Annotated in this window: 10 protein-coding genes and 1 pseudogene; 6 read left to right on the forward strand and 5 right to left on the reverse strand. The window is 54.4% G+C overall.

Annotation, left to right across the window (positions count from 1 at the left end):
- Positions 1-411: 411 nt before the first annotated feature.
- Positions 412-1380 carry an acyltransferase family protein gene (locus ACMV5I_RS00410; protein ID WP_414823395.1) on the forward strand — a complete coding sequence of 323 codons (969 nt, stop codon included), beginning with the start codon at positions 412-414 and terminating at the stop codon, positions 1378-1380.
- Here the strand turns inward: ACMV5I_RS00410 and ACMV5I_RS00415 are convergent.
- The 4 genes from ACMV5I_RS00415 to ACMV5I_RS00430 form a co-directional block, all read right to left on the reverse strand.
- Positions 1342-2847, reverse strand: coding sequence for a Na+/H+ antiporter NhaC family protein (locus ACMV5I_RS00415; RefSeq protein ID WP_202671767.1), 1506 nt, complete (start codon positions 2845-2847; stop codon positions 1342-1344). The genes ACMV5I_RS00410 and ACMV5I_RS00415 overlap by 39 nt on opposite strands.
- Before the next feature lie 111 nt (positions 2848-2958).
- Entirely contained in the window at positions 2959-3933 is a 975-nt protein-coding gene (locus tag ACMV5I_RS00420) for an AraC family transcriptional regulator (protein ID WP_414823396.1), read from the reverse strand.
- Between the two features lie 219 nt (positions 3934-4152).
- A complete protein-coding gene (locus tag ACMV5I_RS00425; RefSeq protein ID WP_202810191.1) occupies positions 4153-6504 on the reverse strand; it encodes a beta-glucosidase family protein in 2352 nt (783 codons plus the stop codon).
- Positions 6505-6518: 14 nt separating this feature from the next.
- Positions 6519-7880 carry an MFS transporter gene (locus ACMV5I_RS00430; RefSeq protein WP_261144631.1) on the reverse strand — a complete coding sequence of 454 codons (1362 nt, stop codon included), beginning with the start codon at positions 7878-7880 and terminating at the stop codon, positions 6519-6521.
- A gap of 287 nt (positions 7881-8167) precedes the next feature.
- On the opposite strand from ACMV5I_RS00430, the gene ACMV5I_RS00435 reads away from it, so the two are divergent.
- A complete protein-coding gene (locus ACMV5I_RS00435) occupies positions 8168-9589 on the forward strand; it encodes an MFS transporter (RefSeq protein WP_414823397.1) in 1422 nt (473 codons plus the stop codon).
- A gap of 87 nt (positions 9590-9676) precedes the next feature.
- Positions 9677-9892: pseudogene (locus tag ACMV5I_RS00440) on the forward strand (flavin reductase family protein); the annotation flags it as partial.
- A 5-nt stretch (positions 9893-9897) separates the two neighbouring features.
- On the opposite strand, the gene ACMV5I_RS00445 reads toward ACMV5I_RS00440, so the two are convergent.
- A complete protein-coding gene (locus tag ACMV5I_RS00445) occupies positions 9898-10776 on the reverse strand; it encodes a DMT family transporter (protein WP_414823398.1) in 879 nt (292 codons plus the stop codon).
- A 95-nt stretch (positions 10777-10871) separates the two neighbouring features.
- On the opposite strand from ACMV5I_RS00445, the gene ACMV5I_RS00450 reads away from it, so the two are divergent.
- The 3 genes from ACMV5I_RS00450 to ACMV5I_RS00460 all read left to right on the forward strand — a co-directional run bounded on the left by ACMV5I_RS00450 (position 10872) and on the right by ACMV5I_RS00460 (position 17549).
- A complete protein-coding gene (locus ACMV5I_RS00450; RefSeq protein WP_414823399.1) occupies positions 10872-12209 on the forward strand; it encodes a PLP-dependent aminotransferase family protein in 1338 nt (445 codons plus the stop codon).
- Between the two features lie 304 nt (positions 12210-12513).
- Entirely contained in the window at positions 12514-16389 is a 3876-nt protein-coding gene (locus tag ACMV5I_RS00455; protein WP_414823400.1) for a DUF4132 domain-containing protein, read from the forward strand.
- 59 nt (positions 16390-16448) lie between these two features.
- On the forward strand, positions 16449-17549 hold the full coding sequence (locus ACMV5I_RS00460; protein ID WP_209527243.1) for an ATP-binding protein: 1101 nt from the start codon (positions 16449-16451) through the stop codon (positions 17547-17549).
- Positions 17550-17553 lie beyond the last annotated feature (4 nt).

Here is a 17553-nt window from a genome sequence, read left to right on the forward strand (position 1 = left end):
TCCTAAAGTTGGGTGATTTCATCGCGCGGCGGAATAAAAAACCAAACGCGAGAATATTCTTGATTAACAATCATTTAAAGATAGTGAAATCAACGGAAATGCTTTATTTTGGCGTCTTGTAACTTGCGGGTAGAATTGTGTTATTTAATAAAATCAATAGGATAACTAAGTGTGGTGGCTGTTGGTGGATAGGGGCGTCCATGAGCTTTAAGCATAAAAACGCAGGTTGTATAAAGATAGTTAATATATATAAAACTTGCCTATTGGTTTCTAGGAATACTCTTATGATATGAATGATCGTTCGGCTTAGGGTTAAATATGCGCGTTGTGCAGCGGGTGTTAATGTACTAAGATTATTTTTATAAAAAACAGTAGGGTGTGTCACATCAACCCGGTGATGGATGGAAAACCATGATCAACAGTGTCAGCCAGCAGGCATTAAAGAGTTTGAGTTGTTTTGCCGCCGTCACCTTCTTCTCGACCAGTCAAATGTGCGATTTCGAGTGTTTCCTCCATGCGAATACCATGGGGGTATTGTACTTTGTGTCTATTATCGCCAAGCCGTTGTTTTTCATCATTATCGGTTATATGGATGAGGTGGAGAAACTTACCAGGCAGGAGATCATGGTGAAAATCAAATCCATTATCCTGATCATGATTTTCTGGAACATTGTTTCATCCTTGATTAAAACCCAATACATTCATCAGGGATATATTCTACAAAACGGCATATTATTGAATATGGGGATCATCTATTTAATTTACCCCATTATTCTTAAGGGTATTAAGCATTTGAAAATCACTGCGGGCGTGTTTGCCGGGCTGGTTGCCATTATTGCCCTGTTGGATATTTTCAGCCCGCTCGATACCCAAGATGACCCGCTGTTTATCTCCAGCTATTCGTTTATTTGGGTCTGGGGCGGCTACTACATTATTGGCCATGTGCTGGGGGAAGCGCCGGGTCGCAGGTTCACCAAAAAAACCAGTGTGCTGTGGGCCGCCAGGCTGCTGGTGATCCCCATCGGTATCTCCATGTATTTCTACGAACTTTACCTATCAACCCATACCCAGATCAGCGTCGCCGGCTGGTTTGTGTTGGAGCACCTGCACCTGTTGGCTATGAGCCTGGCGCTGTTTATCCTGTTTGATAATATCGCCATCAAGAGCCGATTGCTTACCCGCGTCGTGGAGTTTATTAGCCCGGCGATGGTGGGCGTCTATATCGTTCACTACAGCGTGTTCTATTTCATTACTACGCTGTATGACTTCAATGACGCCACGCTTAAATTTACCTTGCTGGTCCTGGTTTTTGTTGCCTCGGTATTGATTTCACGGTTGTTGCTACTCAACCGCTTTACGGCTCGGATTATCTCCTTCTGACGGGGCGGCCACCGGGATATGGCGAATATTAAAACCGGTAATACCTAGTGCCAGAGTGATCAGCGGGGCGGCAATATTAAAGATGGCAAACGGCATGTAGGCCATGGTCGAGACCCCCAGTACCGCAGCCATATAAGCCCCGCAAGAGTTCCATGGGATCAGCGGGGAGGTGACAATCCCAGCATCCGAAACGATGCGCGACAGATTCTCTGGCGCCAGCCCTCGCTTGGCAAATTCGGCACGGTACAGCCGGGTGGGGAGCAGCAGCGCAATATACTGATCGCCCGCGGCAATATTCAGCCCAATCGCGGTAGCAACCACCGAGGTAAACAGCTTGCCCACGGTTCTGGCCCGCAGCAGCAGCGGCGTAACCAGTTTGTTCAACAGGCCGAAGTCATCCACCATAATGCCAAACGTCACCGCGCCAATAATCAGCCAGATCGTAAACAACATGCTGTCCATACCGCCGCGTGACAGCAGGGCGTCAATCTGCTCAATACCTGAGTTCTCCTGAAAACCAGTTGCCATCGCCAGCCAGGCCGCCTTGATGGCCAACAGCGGGCTGGCAAGATCGGGCTCGACAACAAAGCGTTCGATCACCTGCGGTTGCATAAAGGACGTCATGATCCCCGCCATCAAGGCTGAGCACATGATGGCCAACGGGGCTGGTACCTTGGCGACCGATAATGCCAACAGGAAAAGCAGCGGCAACAGGTTCCAAGGTGTGATGTGGAACAGTTCGTTAAAGCGGGTCAGTTCGTTGTTGGTGATGGTGGCATCAAAGGCGCTGTGCTGATTTAGCCCTAACAGGATAAAAGCGATCAGGGCAATGACCGCCGCCGGAATGGTGGTCCAAAGCTGGGCGCGAATATGTTTATACAATTCGACGCCGTTGAGCTGAGCGGCCAATACGGTACTTTCAGACAGCGGCGAGATCTTGTCACCCACGTAAGCCCCGGAAATCACGGCTCCAGCCGTAATTTCTGGTGATATTCCCAGCATATTGGCCAGCCCAACCAACCCGACTCCCAAGGTGCCCGCCGTGGTCCAGGAACTGCCAATACTTAAAGAAACGCCAACGCAGACCAAAAAGGCTATCGGATAGAACCAGTTGGGGGTGATCAATATAATGCCGTAATACACCATGGTAGGAATGGTGCCGGACATGTTCCAGGTGCCAATCAGCGCCCCGACGGAAAACAGAATAAAAATGGCCCCGGAGATGGTGGCAATGCCTTTGCGGCCGGACTCGGAAACCTCCTCCCAGCTATGGCCATTCTTCAAGATGACCATAGCGGTGATCATGGTGCTGAGGATGATGGCCACCTGCAGAGGGCCGTTGACGGCTTCAAGTCCAAACAGAGCAACGGAAGATCCGACCAGCAAAATCAACGTGACTATCGGGAGTAGAGCATCCAGATAGCTTGGGGCTTTAACAGGGCGGGGAGTTTTAGCTGATTTGCTCATGGGCACGGCTCCACAGACAGTTAAGACAGGAGAGTTCAGGCAACGGCGATACCTGCGGTAGCTACTGCGGTAAGTATAGCCATGGGCGGCATAGGGCAATGATTATTTTCACTATTGCGGGTCAGAGTTGAAGCTCTGTAAACGTGCCACGATCTGCCGATCCAGTGGCAGACAGCGGAAATCGGTCATGATCTGCAGCTCTGCCGCCGAATTGAGGGTGGTAAGGTAGCTTTTTCGGAACTCGGTTGGCGTCATGCGGCAATATTTGTTAAAGGCAAAAATCAGCTGCTTGTGGCCGCTGAAACCGCAGGTGTAGCTGATGTCGGTGATCGGGATAGTCGTGTCTTTCAGCAGCAGTTTGGCCTTATTAATTCTGATCATGGTCAGATATTCTTTAAAGTTGTAGCCGCTGATCTTTTTGAAGATACGGGAAAAGTGGTGGTAGCTGACGCCAGCGTGCTCGGCAATGGTGGCCAGGTTGAGCTCATCGTCAAAATGCTGGTTGATAAACTCAATGCCGTATTTGACCAACTGTTGGTCTTTTTTCCTGACGCCAACCTGCTGTTGGTCTGCCTGGTTTGGCGCTGCGGCGGCAAGCGTGCCCAACAGGTGATAAACCAGGGCTATGCGGGTAAACGAGGGTTGTGCCGTGACCAGGTTATCGAGCAGGGCGATCACGGCGTTGCTAATCTGCTGCTCTGATGCGTGCTCGCCCTGATTAAACATCAGCGGGGCCGGGTGGGTCTCATCAAACAGATGGGGGGAGAACTGGATGGTCAGCAGTTGACTGTTTGGGGCGCGAGCCTCAAGGGAGTGGATTTCGTCCGGGTTGATATACAGCATGCTGCCCGCACTGGCCACCGAGGTGGCATGGCCTAGGGTCACGGAAAACTCGCCGGACAAGATGCAGATCAGCTCCGGGGCCGAGTGCCAATGGGGCTCGCAGTAGTAAACCTCGGCGGCGAAGACGTTGAGCTTTTCGGCGTCAAACGAGATCAGCTCATAGCCGCTGCCTTCATGGATCGCTGCTTGCGCCTGCCGATGGGATTGCGGCTTGGGTTGTCGCGTAACAGAGAAAGGAAACATCGGCTTATTTATCCCCTGAGGTTGGTGATGAAAATACGGGTGTGGGATCTGTCTCCCTCACCCTACCCCTCTCCCCAAGGAGAGGGGACAGCCCGTGCCACCGCGTGATCCCTGTGCTCAACCTTTGCATCGAACCAACACCTCATACCTATCGCTCTTAACCAAATTACATCACCGTACCAGCTCCCTCTCCCTGTGGGAGAGGGTTGGGGTGAGGGGTCACACGGAGGCAGGTTCCGCTAATGCAGCCTCCAACTCCTGCTGAGTAATAGCAATAGCCAGGAACTCCGTCAGGGCGATAAACAGGCCGCAGAACAGATCCGGAGCAATCGCGATGAGCTTTTCGCGCATCAGCGCCTCCGGCAAGCCGTTTTTGCTGACCAATAGCTTCACCACTCGGTCAAAAGCCGGCGGGGTAGCAATCAGCTGCTGCAACGAATTATCCACCTTTAGCGGTAAATAATAGGGCTTGGCGCACAGCTTGACCACCGTGCTCAGCGCGATATCCCGCGAAGAACGCGCCACGTGAAGCTGGTACTCGCCAGGATCGACCACCCAAGCGGCCATGCCTGGATGGAAACAGGCAAAATCCGGCCATTCCAGCGTCATGGTCACCGTTTTGCTTTCGCCCGCCTCAAGGTGCACTTTGGCGAAGGCTTTCAACGCCAGCACTTCACGTGCCAGATCTCCCTGTGGTGCACTCAGGTAAAGCTGTACGATCTCTTTACCGGCCCGATCGCCACGGTTGGTCACCTCAACGCTGACGGTTAAGGCTTGCCCCTCCTCAAGTTCAGTGACCGAGGTCGCCAACTTGGCATAGCTAAATTCGCTATAGCTCAGGCCAAAACCGAATGGGAACTGCGGCGTCAACTTACGTCGGTCGTAGTAGCGATAACCTACATACAATCCTTCGCTGTAGTGATGGCGCAGGTTTTCCCCTGGGTAATCGAGCCAGGCCGGAGTTTCTTCCAGTGTATTGGGCACCGTGACCGTTAGCTTGCCACAGGGGTTGGCCCGGCCAAACAGAATATCCGCCACAGCGCGTCCCATACCCTGGCCCGCAAAGAAGGTCTCCAGCAGGGCTTTGCAGTCTGATAGCCAAGGCATCACTACCGCATCGCTGTTAGCCAATACGACCACCACATTGGGCTGTCGTTTGGCTACCGCGCGGATCAGCGCTTCATGGCTAGGCAAGATATTCAAATCCTGGCGATCGCCATTTTCGCCATCTTCGCCAATGGCAGTGCTGACGAACACCACGGCAACGTCTGCCTTGCTGGCTAGCTCAACCGCATGTGCCTGCGCATGCGGATCTACGTGATTATCATCCGGGGTGCCGATGGCATAGTCGATCTGGAAGTCGTTACCTGCCACCTCGAAAATTTCGTCCAGCGGACGATCGAGCATGTAAGGCACGGTGGTAGCACAACCCGAGCCCTGGATCACTGGCTCCTGCGCCGGTTTGCCTAATACGGCGATGGTGGTTTTCTTGCCGGCTTGCAGCGGCAGGATATTACCTTCGTTTTTCAATAACACTATCGATTCGGCAGCCAATTGCTGTGCTAACCGGTGATGTTGCGGGTAATCGGCCTTGGTGCCCGGCTTGCGGTGGCGCTGCACCTTGTCGATCAGGGTTAACATCCGCAAGCAGGCAGTATCGAGAACCTCTGAAGGGATCTCTCCGCGTTCGATCGCCTGCAACAGTTCCTGTTTATCACGCTGGGTTTCCGGCATGGCCAGATCGTTACCCGCCAGCAAGGAAGCGGGGCGGTCTTTGATGCCGTACCAGTCGGACATCACCAGCCCATCATAGCGCCACTCATTGCGCAGCACTTCGGTCAGCAGCCAGTGGTGTTGCGACGTTTGCACACCATTGAGCCGGTTATAGGACGACATCACCGTCCAGGGGTTGGATTTGTCGATCGCTCGCTTGAATCCCGAGAGGTAAATCTCGCGCAGCGCCCGTTCTTCCACCACCGAGTCCATCTCGGTGCGGCGGTATTCTGAATTGTTGGCGGCAAAGTGCTTCAGGCTGGCCCCCACGCCACCGTCCTGCAGCCCGTTGATCAAGGCTGCGGCCACGTCACCGCTGACCACCGGATCTTCCGAGTAATATTCATAGCCACGGCCTGCCAAAGGCGTGCGGCGAATATTGATCCCCGGACCAAGCAGAATGCCGACGCCCAACTCCTGGCACTCTTTGGCCAACGCCTCGCCCATTTGGTACACCAGATCCACGTCCCAGCTACAGGCCAGGGTGGAACCATTCGGGAAACAGGTGGCCGGTTTGGATTTGCTGAACAGCGCCTCAGAGCCGCCTTTTTGTTCTTCCTGCTCTACCTCGCCTGCGCTTTGGCCAATCACGGCGAGGAAATCGCTAATGTGCCAATTTTCCCCCTGTTCGATCTGGCTGGTGCTGTAACGGACACCGTAGGTGCCATCCGTCATCACAATGTCGCTAATACCATGCTGCGGGAAGCTGGCCGTGCGCCACAAACCGCTACCGCTGAGTAACGCCACTTTCTCTTCGGCAGTCATGGTGGCAATGATGGCGTGGAAATCTTTTTTCATAGGATACCTGCTGGTTACTGCGCGCTAGCTTTGCGCAATTCAATGTCTTTGATGATATTCCGGTAGGTGTGCTCATCCAGCTTGTAGAAGAAGATAAACAGCATCCCCAGGGCAAACATCAGGCCAGGAAACAGCGTCATCATCATATTGATGCCGTTGAGCGCGTTGGCGCTGATATGCTCGGACGAATAGTCAAAGTAATCGAGCATCAGGCCAGCACAGCCGCCGCCAATCGCCATGGCAATTTTGGTGATGAAATTAAAGAAGCCGTAAATTGCCCCTTCGGTACGTACGCCGTGTTTCCATTCGGCATACTCAACGGTATCGGCAATCATCGACCACATCGCGACAAAGCCCATCCCCAGGGTAATGCTGTACAGGCACACGCCGGTCATAATCAGGTAGGCGTTATCTCCCGCCAGGAAGTATTGGAACAGTAAGCCGACAATCCCGATCAGCAGCCCCAGCTGGACCATTTTCTTTTTGCCCATCAGGCTGATGATCTTTTCTGAGATCACCGTACCCGCCACATAGGCCGCAGATTGGATCATGAAGAACTTGGCGGTAAAGCTTTCATCCCCCAGGGTGTATTTGATGAAGTAGATCGCAATAGCCATCCACACCGTATAGGCGATATAGAAAAACACCGTGAACAGGGAAAGATGGATTAACGGTAGGTTGCCGGAAACGGCGGTGATCATCTCTTTAAGCGTGGGAGCCTTTTGATCTGGCAGGCTTTTCACCCGCTCTTTGGTCATGCCAAAGCAGGCCAGGAAGAAGAAGGTGGCCAACAGGCTAAAGCAGCTGACGGCAAACACATAGCCCATCTTCTGATCGGTGAACTGTGAAATCAGCACGTCGGCAGTGGTCGAGACAATCAGGTAACCGACGATGGCCAATACAAAGCGGTAAACCGACAGCGAAGCCCGCGAGCCTTCGTGCTGGGTCAGCATGTTGGTCATGGCTGAATAGGGCGTATTGACCGCCGTGTAGGCCAGGCAATAGAGGGTGTAGGTGATCAGCGCGTAATAAAATTTATAGTCACTGTCGAAGGTGCTGAAACACAGGACCGTCAAGATCCCCAAGGGCACTGCACCGTACAGCAGGTAAGGGCGCAGCTTGCCGTGCCGGGTTTGGGTTTTATCGATAAAGTAACCGACAAAGATATTAAAAACGGCATCCAGCACCCGGGCGATCACAAAAATCAGGCTCGCCTGTACCGCGCTGATGCCGTAAATATTGGTATAAAAAAACAGTAAGAACAGGGAGACAAAACCAAACGACAGGTTGGAGGCCAGATCGCCGAAGCCATAGCCAATCTTTTCCCGTACGCCGACCTTCACATAACTGTCTGAGACGATTTCTGTTGTTTTCATTCTGCTTACTCACTCAGGTTGATTCGCCTTGAGTATACCGAGAGCGCCAAGGGTGGCTTGCCAGCGGTTGTTTATACAGTTCCTATTTTTTGCTCGCCCCCGGCTTTGTCGCGGAGTTGTGAGAAAGCTCACAGGTATTGCTAAATTCGACCGTAGGGGCGCTGCATGCTGCGCCCGATTCTGACATATGGCGTTTGATGCACTTATAAACTGCATACCCTGCGTCTTCCGCCATGTCATGGTTTGCCATACGCTGACTGACAAGTTAATTCAGGAATCAGCCAACCATGAAATCCTCCGTACCCAATGTCTTGCCCACACCCCAATCGGCCCTGCGTGGCGGGCTAATCAGCCTGGCCTTGCCAACGCTGCTCTCCTCTCTGGGTAGCAGCATCACCAACGTCAGTCTACCTACATTAGCGCAGGTGTTCGGCGCTTCGTTTCAAGATGTGCAATGGGTGGTGATCGCTTATCTGCTGGCAATCACCACGCTAATTGTGGGCGTCGGACGGTTGGGGGATATCATCAGCCGTCGCACGCTGTTACTGGCCGGTCTCGGCCTGTTTATGCTCGCCTCACTGGGTTGTGCTGTCGCTCCTACCATCTGGTGGCTGATTGCGGCCCGTGCTGCGCAAGGGTTAGGGGGCGCAGTGATGATGGCCATCACTCTGGCGCTAGTTGGCGAAACCATCAGCAAGGATAAGGTCGGACGGGCGATGGGGCTGCTCGGCACCTTATCCGCAGTGGGGACCGCGCTTGGCCCTACGCTGGGGGGCGTCTTGATTGCCGGGTTCGGCTGGCAGTCAATTTTCCTGATCAACCTGCCGCTGGGGGGCGTCGCGCTGTTTTGCGTTTATCGTTATCTCCCGCAAACCGATCCGCAGCAGGTAACGAAACAGGCGCGTTTTGACTTCGTCGGAATGGCCTTGCTCGGTTTGACGCTGGCGCTATTTTCGCTGGCCATGACGTTGGGGCAAGGTCATTTTGGCTCACTCAATAGCCTGCTGCTGTTGGGAACCGCCGTTGCGGCCAGCGCGTTCGTCTGGGTTGAGAGAAAAGTGGCGAGCCCGCTGGTCCAACTGGCCCTACTGCGTCAGCCAATCCTGAGCAGCGGCCTGCTAACCAACATGCTGGTGAGTACGGTGATCATGACATCCTTCGTGGTAGGTCCGTTCTATCTTGCACACGGGTTAGAGTTAGCGCCACAACAGGTTGGCTTGGCAATGTCCGCTGGGCCGCTGATTGCCGCATTGGCGGGTGTGCCATCGGGATATCTGGTCGACCGCTTCGGGGCAGCGCAGATGATTAGCCTGGGATTACTGGGAGTTTGCCTGGGGGCATTAACCTTATCGATGATGTCACCTACGCAGGGCGTTTTGGGCTATATCTTGCCGATATGCCTGATCACCGCAGGCTATGCCTTGTTCCAGGCGGCCAACAACACGGCGGTGATCAAACAGGTTGGCATTGAGCGGCGTGGGGTGGCTTCTGGTCTGTTAAATCTGGCTCGCAACCTTGGTTTTATCATCGGGGCCTCCGCTATGGGGGGGATATTCGCTTTGGCCTCGGCAACTAGCGATATACAGTTGGGGAGTGCGGCAGGTTTACAACTGACCTATCTGGTGGCCGCCGTTTTAGCGGGACTGGGGTTGTTGATGGTGCTGTGGAGCCAGTTTTATCGCCGGGGCCAGCCTGCTACACAAGAGTGACGTTGTCACAGATGCGGCTGCCACCGACATCTCTTTCACAATGGCTCGCGGCCGAGCTACGATGATGTATCTGGCCCAGCCTAACCCGCCTGGCTGGCGTGTCGGCTGATCCCGGAGCCCCATAATCAGCAGGCCCACGATCTGTTTATTGGCGAAGTAACCGGGGCCTGGTCCGATACGCGGGTATTTAAAGATGGCCACTGGCATTTTGACACCGCCGAACCTGCACTACGAAGCCTGCACTATATTGCCGGTGGGCAGTTCTACGCTATCGGTGAATCGCTGATGGCCAAGGTGAAGTGATCCGATCATTTAGCGAATCGGCGCGATCCCGCCACGCAGAGGATAATCCCCAGCGTGGTGGCCAACATCAGCAGGCTGACGGGTTCATGCAGTAAGCCTGCTGCCAGCGCCAGGCCAAAAAAGGGCTGCAGCAATTGCAGTTGGCCGACGCTGGCAATACCGCCCTGAGCCAGACCCCGGTACCAAAAGATAAACCCGATCAGCATGCTGAACAGCGAAACGTAGGCCAGACTTATCCAGGCTGGCAGGCGGATAGCCTCCAAGGATGAGGGTATCAGCAGCAGTGAGGTCGCCAGCATCACGGGTAATGCCAACAGCAGAGCCCAACAGATCACCTGCCAGCCTCCCAGCTCTCGCGACAGTTTAGCCCCTTCGGCATAGCCCAACCCGCAAACCACCACCGCAGCCAGCATTAAGGAATCCCCGGTCAGCGAAGCGGACACTCCCTGAGCAAACGCAAAACTCATCACCAACAGGCTGCCGATAATGGAAAAGAGCCAGAAAGCGGGACGAGGGCGCTCACCACCCCGTAGCACGCCAAATATCGCGGTGGCCAAGGGCAGCAGGCCGAGAAAGACGATGGAATGGGCCGAAGTCACATGCTGCAACGCCAACGCGGTCAACAATGGGAAGCCCACTACCACGCCCAATGCAACGATCATCAGGGAGAATACCTGATCGCCTCGTGGCCGCTGTTGTTTAAACAGCCCTAACAGCAGGAACGCGAACAGACCCGCGATAGAAGCACGAGCGACGGTAAGAAATAGAGGATCAAAACTGAGCACGGCGATTCTGGTGGCGGGGAGTGAACCACTGAAGATCACCATGCCCAAAAAGCCATTGAGCCAGCCGCTGGCGTTATTTTGCTCGATCTTCACCTGCATGGGACACCCTTATTTTCGACGCTGGAGGATTGTGGATCGGCATGTTATGCCGCAAAATCATGACAATCAAAAAATTGTCATGGATACAAGTTGCTATGGCACGAGCCCGTTACAAATCGCTGGTCGATAGTTTTGCCGCTGATATTCGCGCAGGGCGTCTTACGCCAGGGACTCGTTTACCCACTCATCGCCAGCTTGCCGCCCAGGAACGCATGTCGTTGGTCACTGCCTCACGGGTGTATGCGGAACTTGAAGCGATGGGGTTAGTCAGCGGGGAAGCGGGTCGGGGGACCTTTGTCCGGGAGATTTCGTTGCCGCCGGGTTTGGGCATCGATCAGCAAGCCGTCGCCACGGACATGCTCGATCTGAACTTCAATTACCCGACGCTATCGTCACAAAGCGAATTGCTGAGAGCAGCGTTGCGTCAGTTGGCTTCCTCCGGTGATCTGGACGCGTTGCTACGCTATCAACCCCATGCAGGTCGGCCACACGAGCGGGCGGTCGTAGCCAGACATCTGAACCACCGTGGCTTAAACCTGGCGGCAGAGAACGTTTTGCTGGTAAATGGCGCTCAACAAGGGTTAGCCATCACCGTGATGGGGCTGTTGCAACCGGGCGACGTGGTCGCGGTTGATGCCTTGACCTATCCGGGTTTTAAAATCCTGGCCGAGAGCTACCATCTTGAGTTGGTCGCCATTCCCGCGTTGAGCGATGGCCCTGATTTGGCGGAACTTGAACGGTTATGCCAGCGCCGCCCGGTGCGAGCCGCTTACTGCATGCCAACGCTGCATAATCCGCTTGGCTGGGTGATGAGCGAGCCACAGAGGCACCGGTTGGTGGCGCTGGCTCGCGAACATGGGCTGCTAATCATCGAGGATGCCGCGTACGCCTATCTGGCAGAGCAACCGCCATTGCCGTTAGCAACTCTAGCCCCTGAATACACGGTATATATTTCCGGTTTTTCAAAGAATGTCGCGACCGGGTTGCGTGTTGGCATAGTGGCTGCCCCGGAAAAATGGATCCCCGCATTGGAACGAGCCATCAGGGCAACCACCTGGAATACCCCGGCGATCATGACCGCGATTCTGTGTGAGTGGATCGAAGACGGCACCGTTATGCGGCTTGAAGACGAAAAACGCCAAGATGCCCGGTTACGTCAGTCAATCGCCAGGGAAGCACTGAGCGAGCTGAACTATATCGGCCATCCTGATTCGTATTTTTTGTGGGTGCCCTTGCCAGAGGAGGTCAGGGCGGATCGCATCGCCGCTGCCTTGTTAAAAGAGCGTATTTCGCTCTCTACCGCAGAACCTTTTGCTACCTCTGCTCATGTGCCACATGCCCTGCGTTTGGCGTTGGGTTCGCTGCCGCTGCCAACCCTGCGACAGGCATTAGAAGTGGTCAGCCGGGTGATCCAACTTCACTCTTATCTTTAGCCATCAGCCAGCACTAAAGTGGGTGCTCATACTGATCAAGTGGTCCCAAATTGGGAGCATTTGAACTGCTGATAAACGTCAACCCGCTCAGTATGTAGGGGCGCTGCATGCTGCGCCCGTTAATAATTAGCTTGGGGTGAATAGTCCGCCTGTTACCAATTCTGCAGCATTGCCGCTTTGTCATCCATCTGATCGCATGGCGTTTTTCCCAAATTCCATGTGGTCCCCCTATTCATAGCCTAAATATCTGATAACTTAATCCCACGCGTTATTTTATGGATAATTGATCCCCAGGGAGACAACGGTGCGTCATTTCGAATTCAAAGATGATAAATCAAACAAATTTTGGCAAATCGAGCAGTCGGACAGTGACTTAAACCTGCGCTGGGGCAAGATTGGTACGCAAGGGCAAAGCCAGACCAAGAGTTTTGATAACGAAGCCAAGGCCTCGGCTGCCATGACCAAGCTGGTGAAGGAAAAAACCGGCAAAGGCTACGTTGAAATTGCCATTGATGAAAACGCCACCATTGGCGCCACAGCGCCAAAACCGAAGGTTGAACCAGCAGAAAAACCCCGCGCTGAGCCAATAAGCGATACCCCAGCAGAAAGTACGCCTCAGGTCTCTGCTGCCACCATACTCTCGCAATCCGTTATCTCTTCGGACATCGCCAAACCTGCTGGCGAAACACCACCGTGGTTAGCCAATGGTGAACCGATTTCCTTACCGAAGAATTTAAGCGTTCAGGCATTGGCCAACCGAGCCCATCCGGGCGAAAAACCAGAGCTAAACGATAAGCAGAGCTGGATCAAGCTTCGCAACCACCTCTATAAAAGTGACGATTTTCAGACTGACTTTGACTCCTCGTCTGCGGAGTTGCGCCAGACTTATGTTGCAAGCTGGCAACGGTTGGCCGATCAACAGATGGATGGCACCATTGAGTCAGATGCGGTGTTGTTTGCCCTGGCATGCAATGCCGGTACCAACCGTTATTACGGCGACAACAAGACGGATATTACCGACTTTTTAGTGGCCAGAAAGGGATTGCCGTACGCGATTGATGTGCTGCTAATGGCGCAAGGGATCTGTGTTGAATCAAACTGGGATAGCGATGCGCAAAAGCACAGTTACTACCTCAATACAGATATCGCAGATCCGCTAAGCGGCTCGTGGATGTCCCCTTATAGCTGCGCTGAGCTGCATTTCCGTAAGTTCCTGGCTTGTGCCGATGAGGCCGAATGGCAGATTTGCGTGGATAAACTGCTCGCGGGCTTGCCACAGCTGCATGTTAGCCGCCAGCCGTTGATTGCCTTGTTACTGCCTGAACGCCCAGATATCGCGAACCGGTTAGCCGGTGAGTTGCTCCAACAGGGGGATAGTGACGTCACGCCATGGCTACAGTTGGTCGCCACCGACGAGGCTGTTCTGAAGTCGTTAGGCGTAATGAGCCGTTCTACCTATCGCCACGCTGCATTCCTTAACTGTGAATTTAGTATCGCTACGCTGATTGCAGAGCGCGGCGTTAACGCGGTGCCAATCCTGGCCTACCAGCCGGAAATCACCCTTACCGGTGATGCTCTCGCCTGTATTGGTACACCGGCGGCAATTACCGCACTTGCGCAGGTTTCCGGTCAGGGTAAAGCGTTTCTGGCGCGGTTTATCGACGCCGCACACCGCTGGCCACGGGCATCGATCCCGGCGCTTGCCGAGCTGTTGGCCTCTAACAACAAAGATAGCGGCATGTTGAGCGCCTGCTTAAGCAATCTGCTGCTGGCCAATCCTGAACAAGTGGCCCAGTTACTGCCCTGGATGAGCGGGGCAGCGCAAACTCAAGTGCAAGATTTGATTGCCCGCGTATCTGGCCCGGTTGAATTAGCCGATGAGGCTGATTTACCCCTGGTGCTGGTCAGCCCGCCTTGGCTACAGAAAAAGAAAAAACGCGAAGCGGCAGTCCTGGCACTTGAGCCACAGGTGTTGGCACCGGTACTCGATTTAACCGATGAAGAGAAAAAAAGGTGGTTAGCGCTGAATGGCTGGGAAGAAAAACGCTATCAGGCTGCCGCAAAAAATATGAATACGCTGGCCAATGAGCTGGGTTTCCAGATTTATCAGTCAGGTAACAGAAAGAGCCAGAACGAAACGGCAGCCATTGCCATTAGAAACCGCGATACCCAGGGCCTGATCGACGCCTGGAAGGCTCAGCTTGAACAAACCAGTTGGTCAAACTTTAGTATGCGCTTTACCTCGCTGTTGCCCGATGAGATGGCACTGGCCTTATGGAACAGTTTGTCTACTCACCAATGCAGCGGTGAGGAGTATATGGTGGCCAAATTTGGTGAAGCAGCGCTACCTGGCCTGATCAACGCGGTACGCTCTCGCCCAACAGAATTGACCAATGTCTGGGGCCACGTGGGCGCCAGCGAATTGGCCCCGTTGATTGCCCGTGCCTACCTCAAGCTGAAAACGCTGCGTAGCGAAGCCCAACAGTGGTTGTGTAAATATCCGCAACACAGCGCTATCGGCCTGATCCCTGCGGCATTGGGGAAAAAAGGGGAAGCCAAAGATTGTGCAACCTCGGCGTTACGGATGCTGGCCACGCAGGGGCACGAAGCGTTGATTATGCAGACCGGTGAGGCTTACGGCAATCCAGAGGTAACCGACGCACTGCGCGCTATGCTGGATGAAGATCCGCTCGATCGCTTCCCGAGTAAAATCAGCAAATCTCCTGACTTTTATCAACCCGCTGGCTGGCGTCGTCCGTTACTGAAAGCGAGTAAAAAAGCCTTGCCGGACAGCGCGCTGGAACACTTGGGAACCATGCTGCGCTTCCCGGTAAGTGAAGGGTTGTATGAAGGGATCTATCAAGTGAAACAGGCTTGCGATCCAGACTCACTGGCGGACTTTGCCTGGGATATGTTCTCGGCATGGTTATTTGCTGCGGCACCGTCCAAAGAGGGCTGGGCATTTATGTCTCTGGGCCTGTTTGGTACCGATGACACCGCACGCAAGCTCACGCCGTTTATTCGTGCCTGGCCGGGAGAGGCTCAGCATCAGCGGGCGGTTAACGGCCTGGAAGTGTTGAATCAGATCGGATCCGACGTGGCGCTGATGCTGCTCAACGGCATCGCGCAGAAGGTCAAATTTAAAGGCTTGCAGGATCGGGCAAGGGAAAAGATTGCGGCCATTGCCGAAGCCCGCGAGTTAACCATTGAGGAGTTGGAAGACCGTTTAGCGCCGGATTTAGGGCTGGATGAAAACGGCTCGCTGCGGTTGGACTTCGGCGAACGCCAGTTTACCGTCAGCTTCGATGAAACACTCAAACCGTTCGTGCGCGATATGGATGGCACCCGCCTGAAAGATCTGCCGAAGCCGAAAAAGACCGATAATCAGGAACTGGCCAACGAAGCGGTAAACATCTTCAAGCTGCTGAAAAAAGATGCCCGCACTGTGGCTGCCCAGCAAGTGGTGCGCCTGGAAATTGCCATGTGCCAGCGCCGCCGCTGGACCCCTGAGCTGTTCGAACTGTTCTTGGTGCGCCATCCTCTGGTACGCCACTTGGTGCAACGCCTGGCTTGGGGCGTGTATCTGGTGGACGATGATTCTACTCATGGCGGCAAATTGGTGGACTGTTTCCGCGTTGCCGAAGACGGCAGCCTGACCACCGCAGAAGATGACGAATACGCCTTGCCGCAGGGCGATAACGTGCGCATTGGTATTCCGCACGCGTTGGAGTTGCCTGAGCACCAGGCGGCAGGCTTCGGCCAACTGTTTGCCGATTATGAACTGTTGCAACCGTTCGTGCAGTTGGGCCGCGATACCTACAGCCTGACCGAACAAGAGCGTGAAAGCCGTGAGCTGCTGCGCTGGAAAGGGGCCGTAGTCCCCACTGGCCGTATTCTTGGGCTGGCTAACAAAGGCTGGCGCCGTGGCGATGCCCAGGACGGCGGCGCGATCATGGACTTTATCAAACCTATCGATCGTCGGTTAGGGTTTAGCCTGTCGTTTGACCCCTGCATTATTGTGGGCATGGTCGATGAATACCCTGAACAGACGCTGGAGACGGTGGTGATCGACGACGGCCAGTATTACTGGCAGCGAACCGAAGAGCGCAAACCGTTCACTATTGTGGATGACATCGTCATTAGCGAACTGATCCGCGATATGGAAGCCCTGCGCGCCTAAGCTTGCCTTGATCCCGACGCATGTCGGGATCGTACCGCCTACCAAGAGAATCCATCCCTATGTCTGAACAACAAAAAATGCAGCGGCCACCAGCGGAAATTCAATACGCAGAACAACTTGCCCTGTTGGCAGAATTGGATAACCAGCCGCGCCCACCGGGCTGGGCACTTAGCCTGAATGCCGCTCGGCGCTTTATTCTGGGTGACGAAAAGTTAGGCATTGAGCGCAAAATTGTCGCCGACGTGGCCTCGATTGAGCGGATGCTGGTTACGCTGGCGACTGGCCGCGGCCTGATGTTGGTCGGTGAGCCGGGCACGGCCAAGTCCTTGCTGTCTGAACTACTGGCGACCGCCATCTCCGGCACCTCCAGCCTGACGATCCAGGGCGGGGCATCGATTACCGAAGATCAGATCAAGTATTCATGGAACTACGCCATGCTGATCAACGAAGGGCCTTCGCTGAAAGCGCTGGTTCCAGCACCGCTTTATCAGGGCATGCGCGACGGCAAAATCGTGCGTTTTGAAGAGATCACTCGTGCGCCGCTGGAAGTGCAGGACTGTCTACTAGGTATGTTGTCCGATCGCGTGATGACCATCCCCGAGCTGAATGATGACCATAACCTGCTGTATGCGCAGGAAGGATTCAACATTATCGGCACCGCCAACACCCGTGACCGTGGCGTGAATGAAATGAGTGCCGCCCTGAAGCGTCGCTTTGATTTTGAGACCGTATTTCCGATTATGGATTTTCAACAGGAACTGGATTTGGTGGCTACGGCGTCCAACCGGCTGTTGGAAAAGAGCGCCATTCCTCATACCGTCCCCGTTGAGGTGCTGGAACTGCTGGTCACCACCTTCCGCGATCTGCGCGGCGGTGAGAAATCAGCGGGTAAAGGCGGCGATAGCGCCATGGATCGGTTAACCGCCGTGATGTCGACCGCCGAGGCGGTGAACGTGGCCCATGCAGTAGGAGTGCGGGCATGGTTTCTTGAACAGCGCAGCGGTGAGCCAGCCGACCTGGTGGAGTGTATCGCCGGGACGGTGGTCAAAGACAATGCGGACGATCGGGCAAAACTCAGGCGCTATTTTGAGCAGAAGGTCGCGAAAAAGCCCGGTAACCACTGGCGGGCCTATTACCAAGCCAGACACCGTTTGCCTTAAAGGC

The organism is Serratia sp. T13T92, assembly GCF_047530105.1.
GTDB classification, from domain to species: domain Bacteria; phylum Pseudomonadota; class Gammaproteobacteria; order Enterobacterales; family Enterobacteriaceae; genus Chania; species Chania fonticola.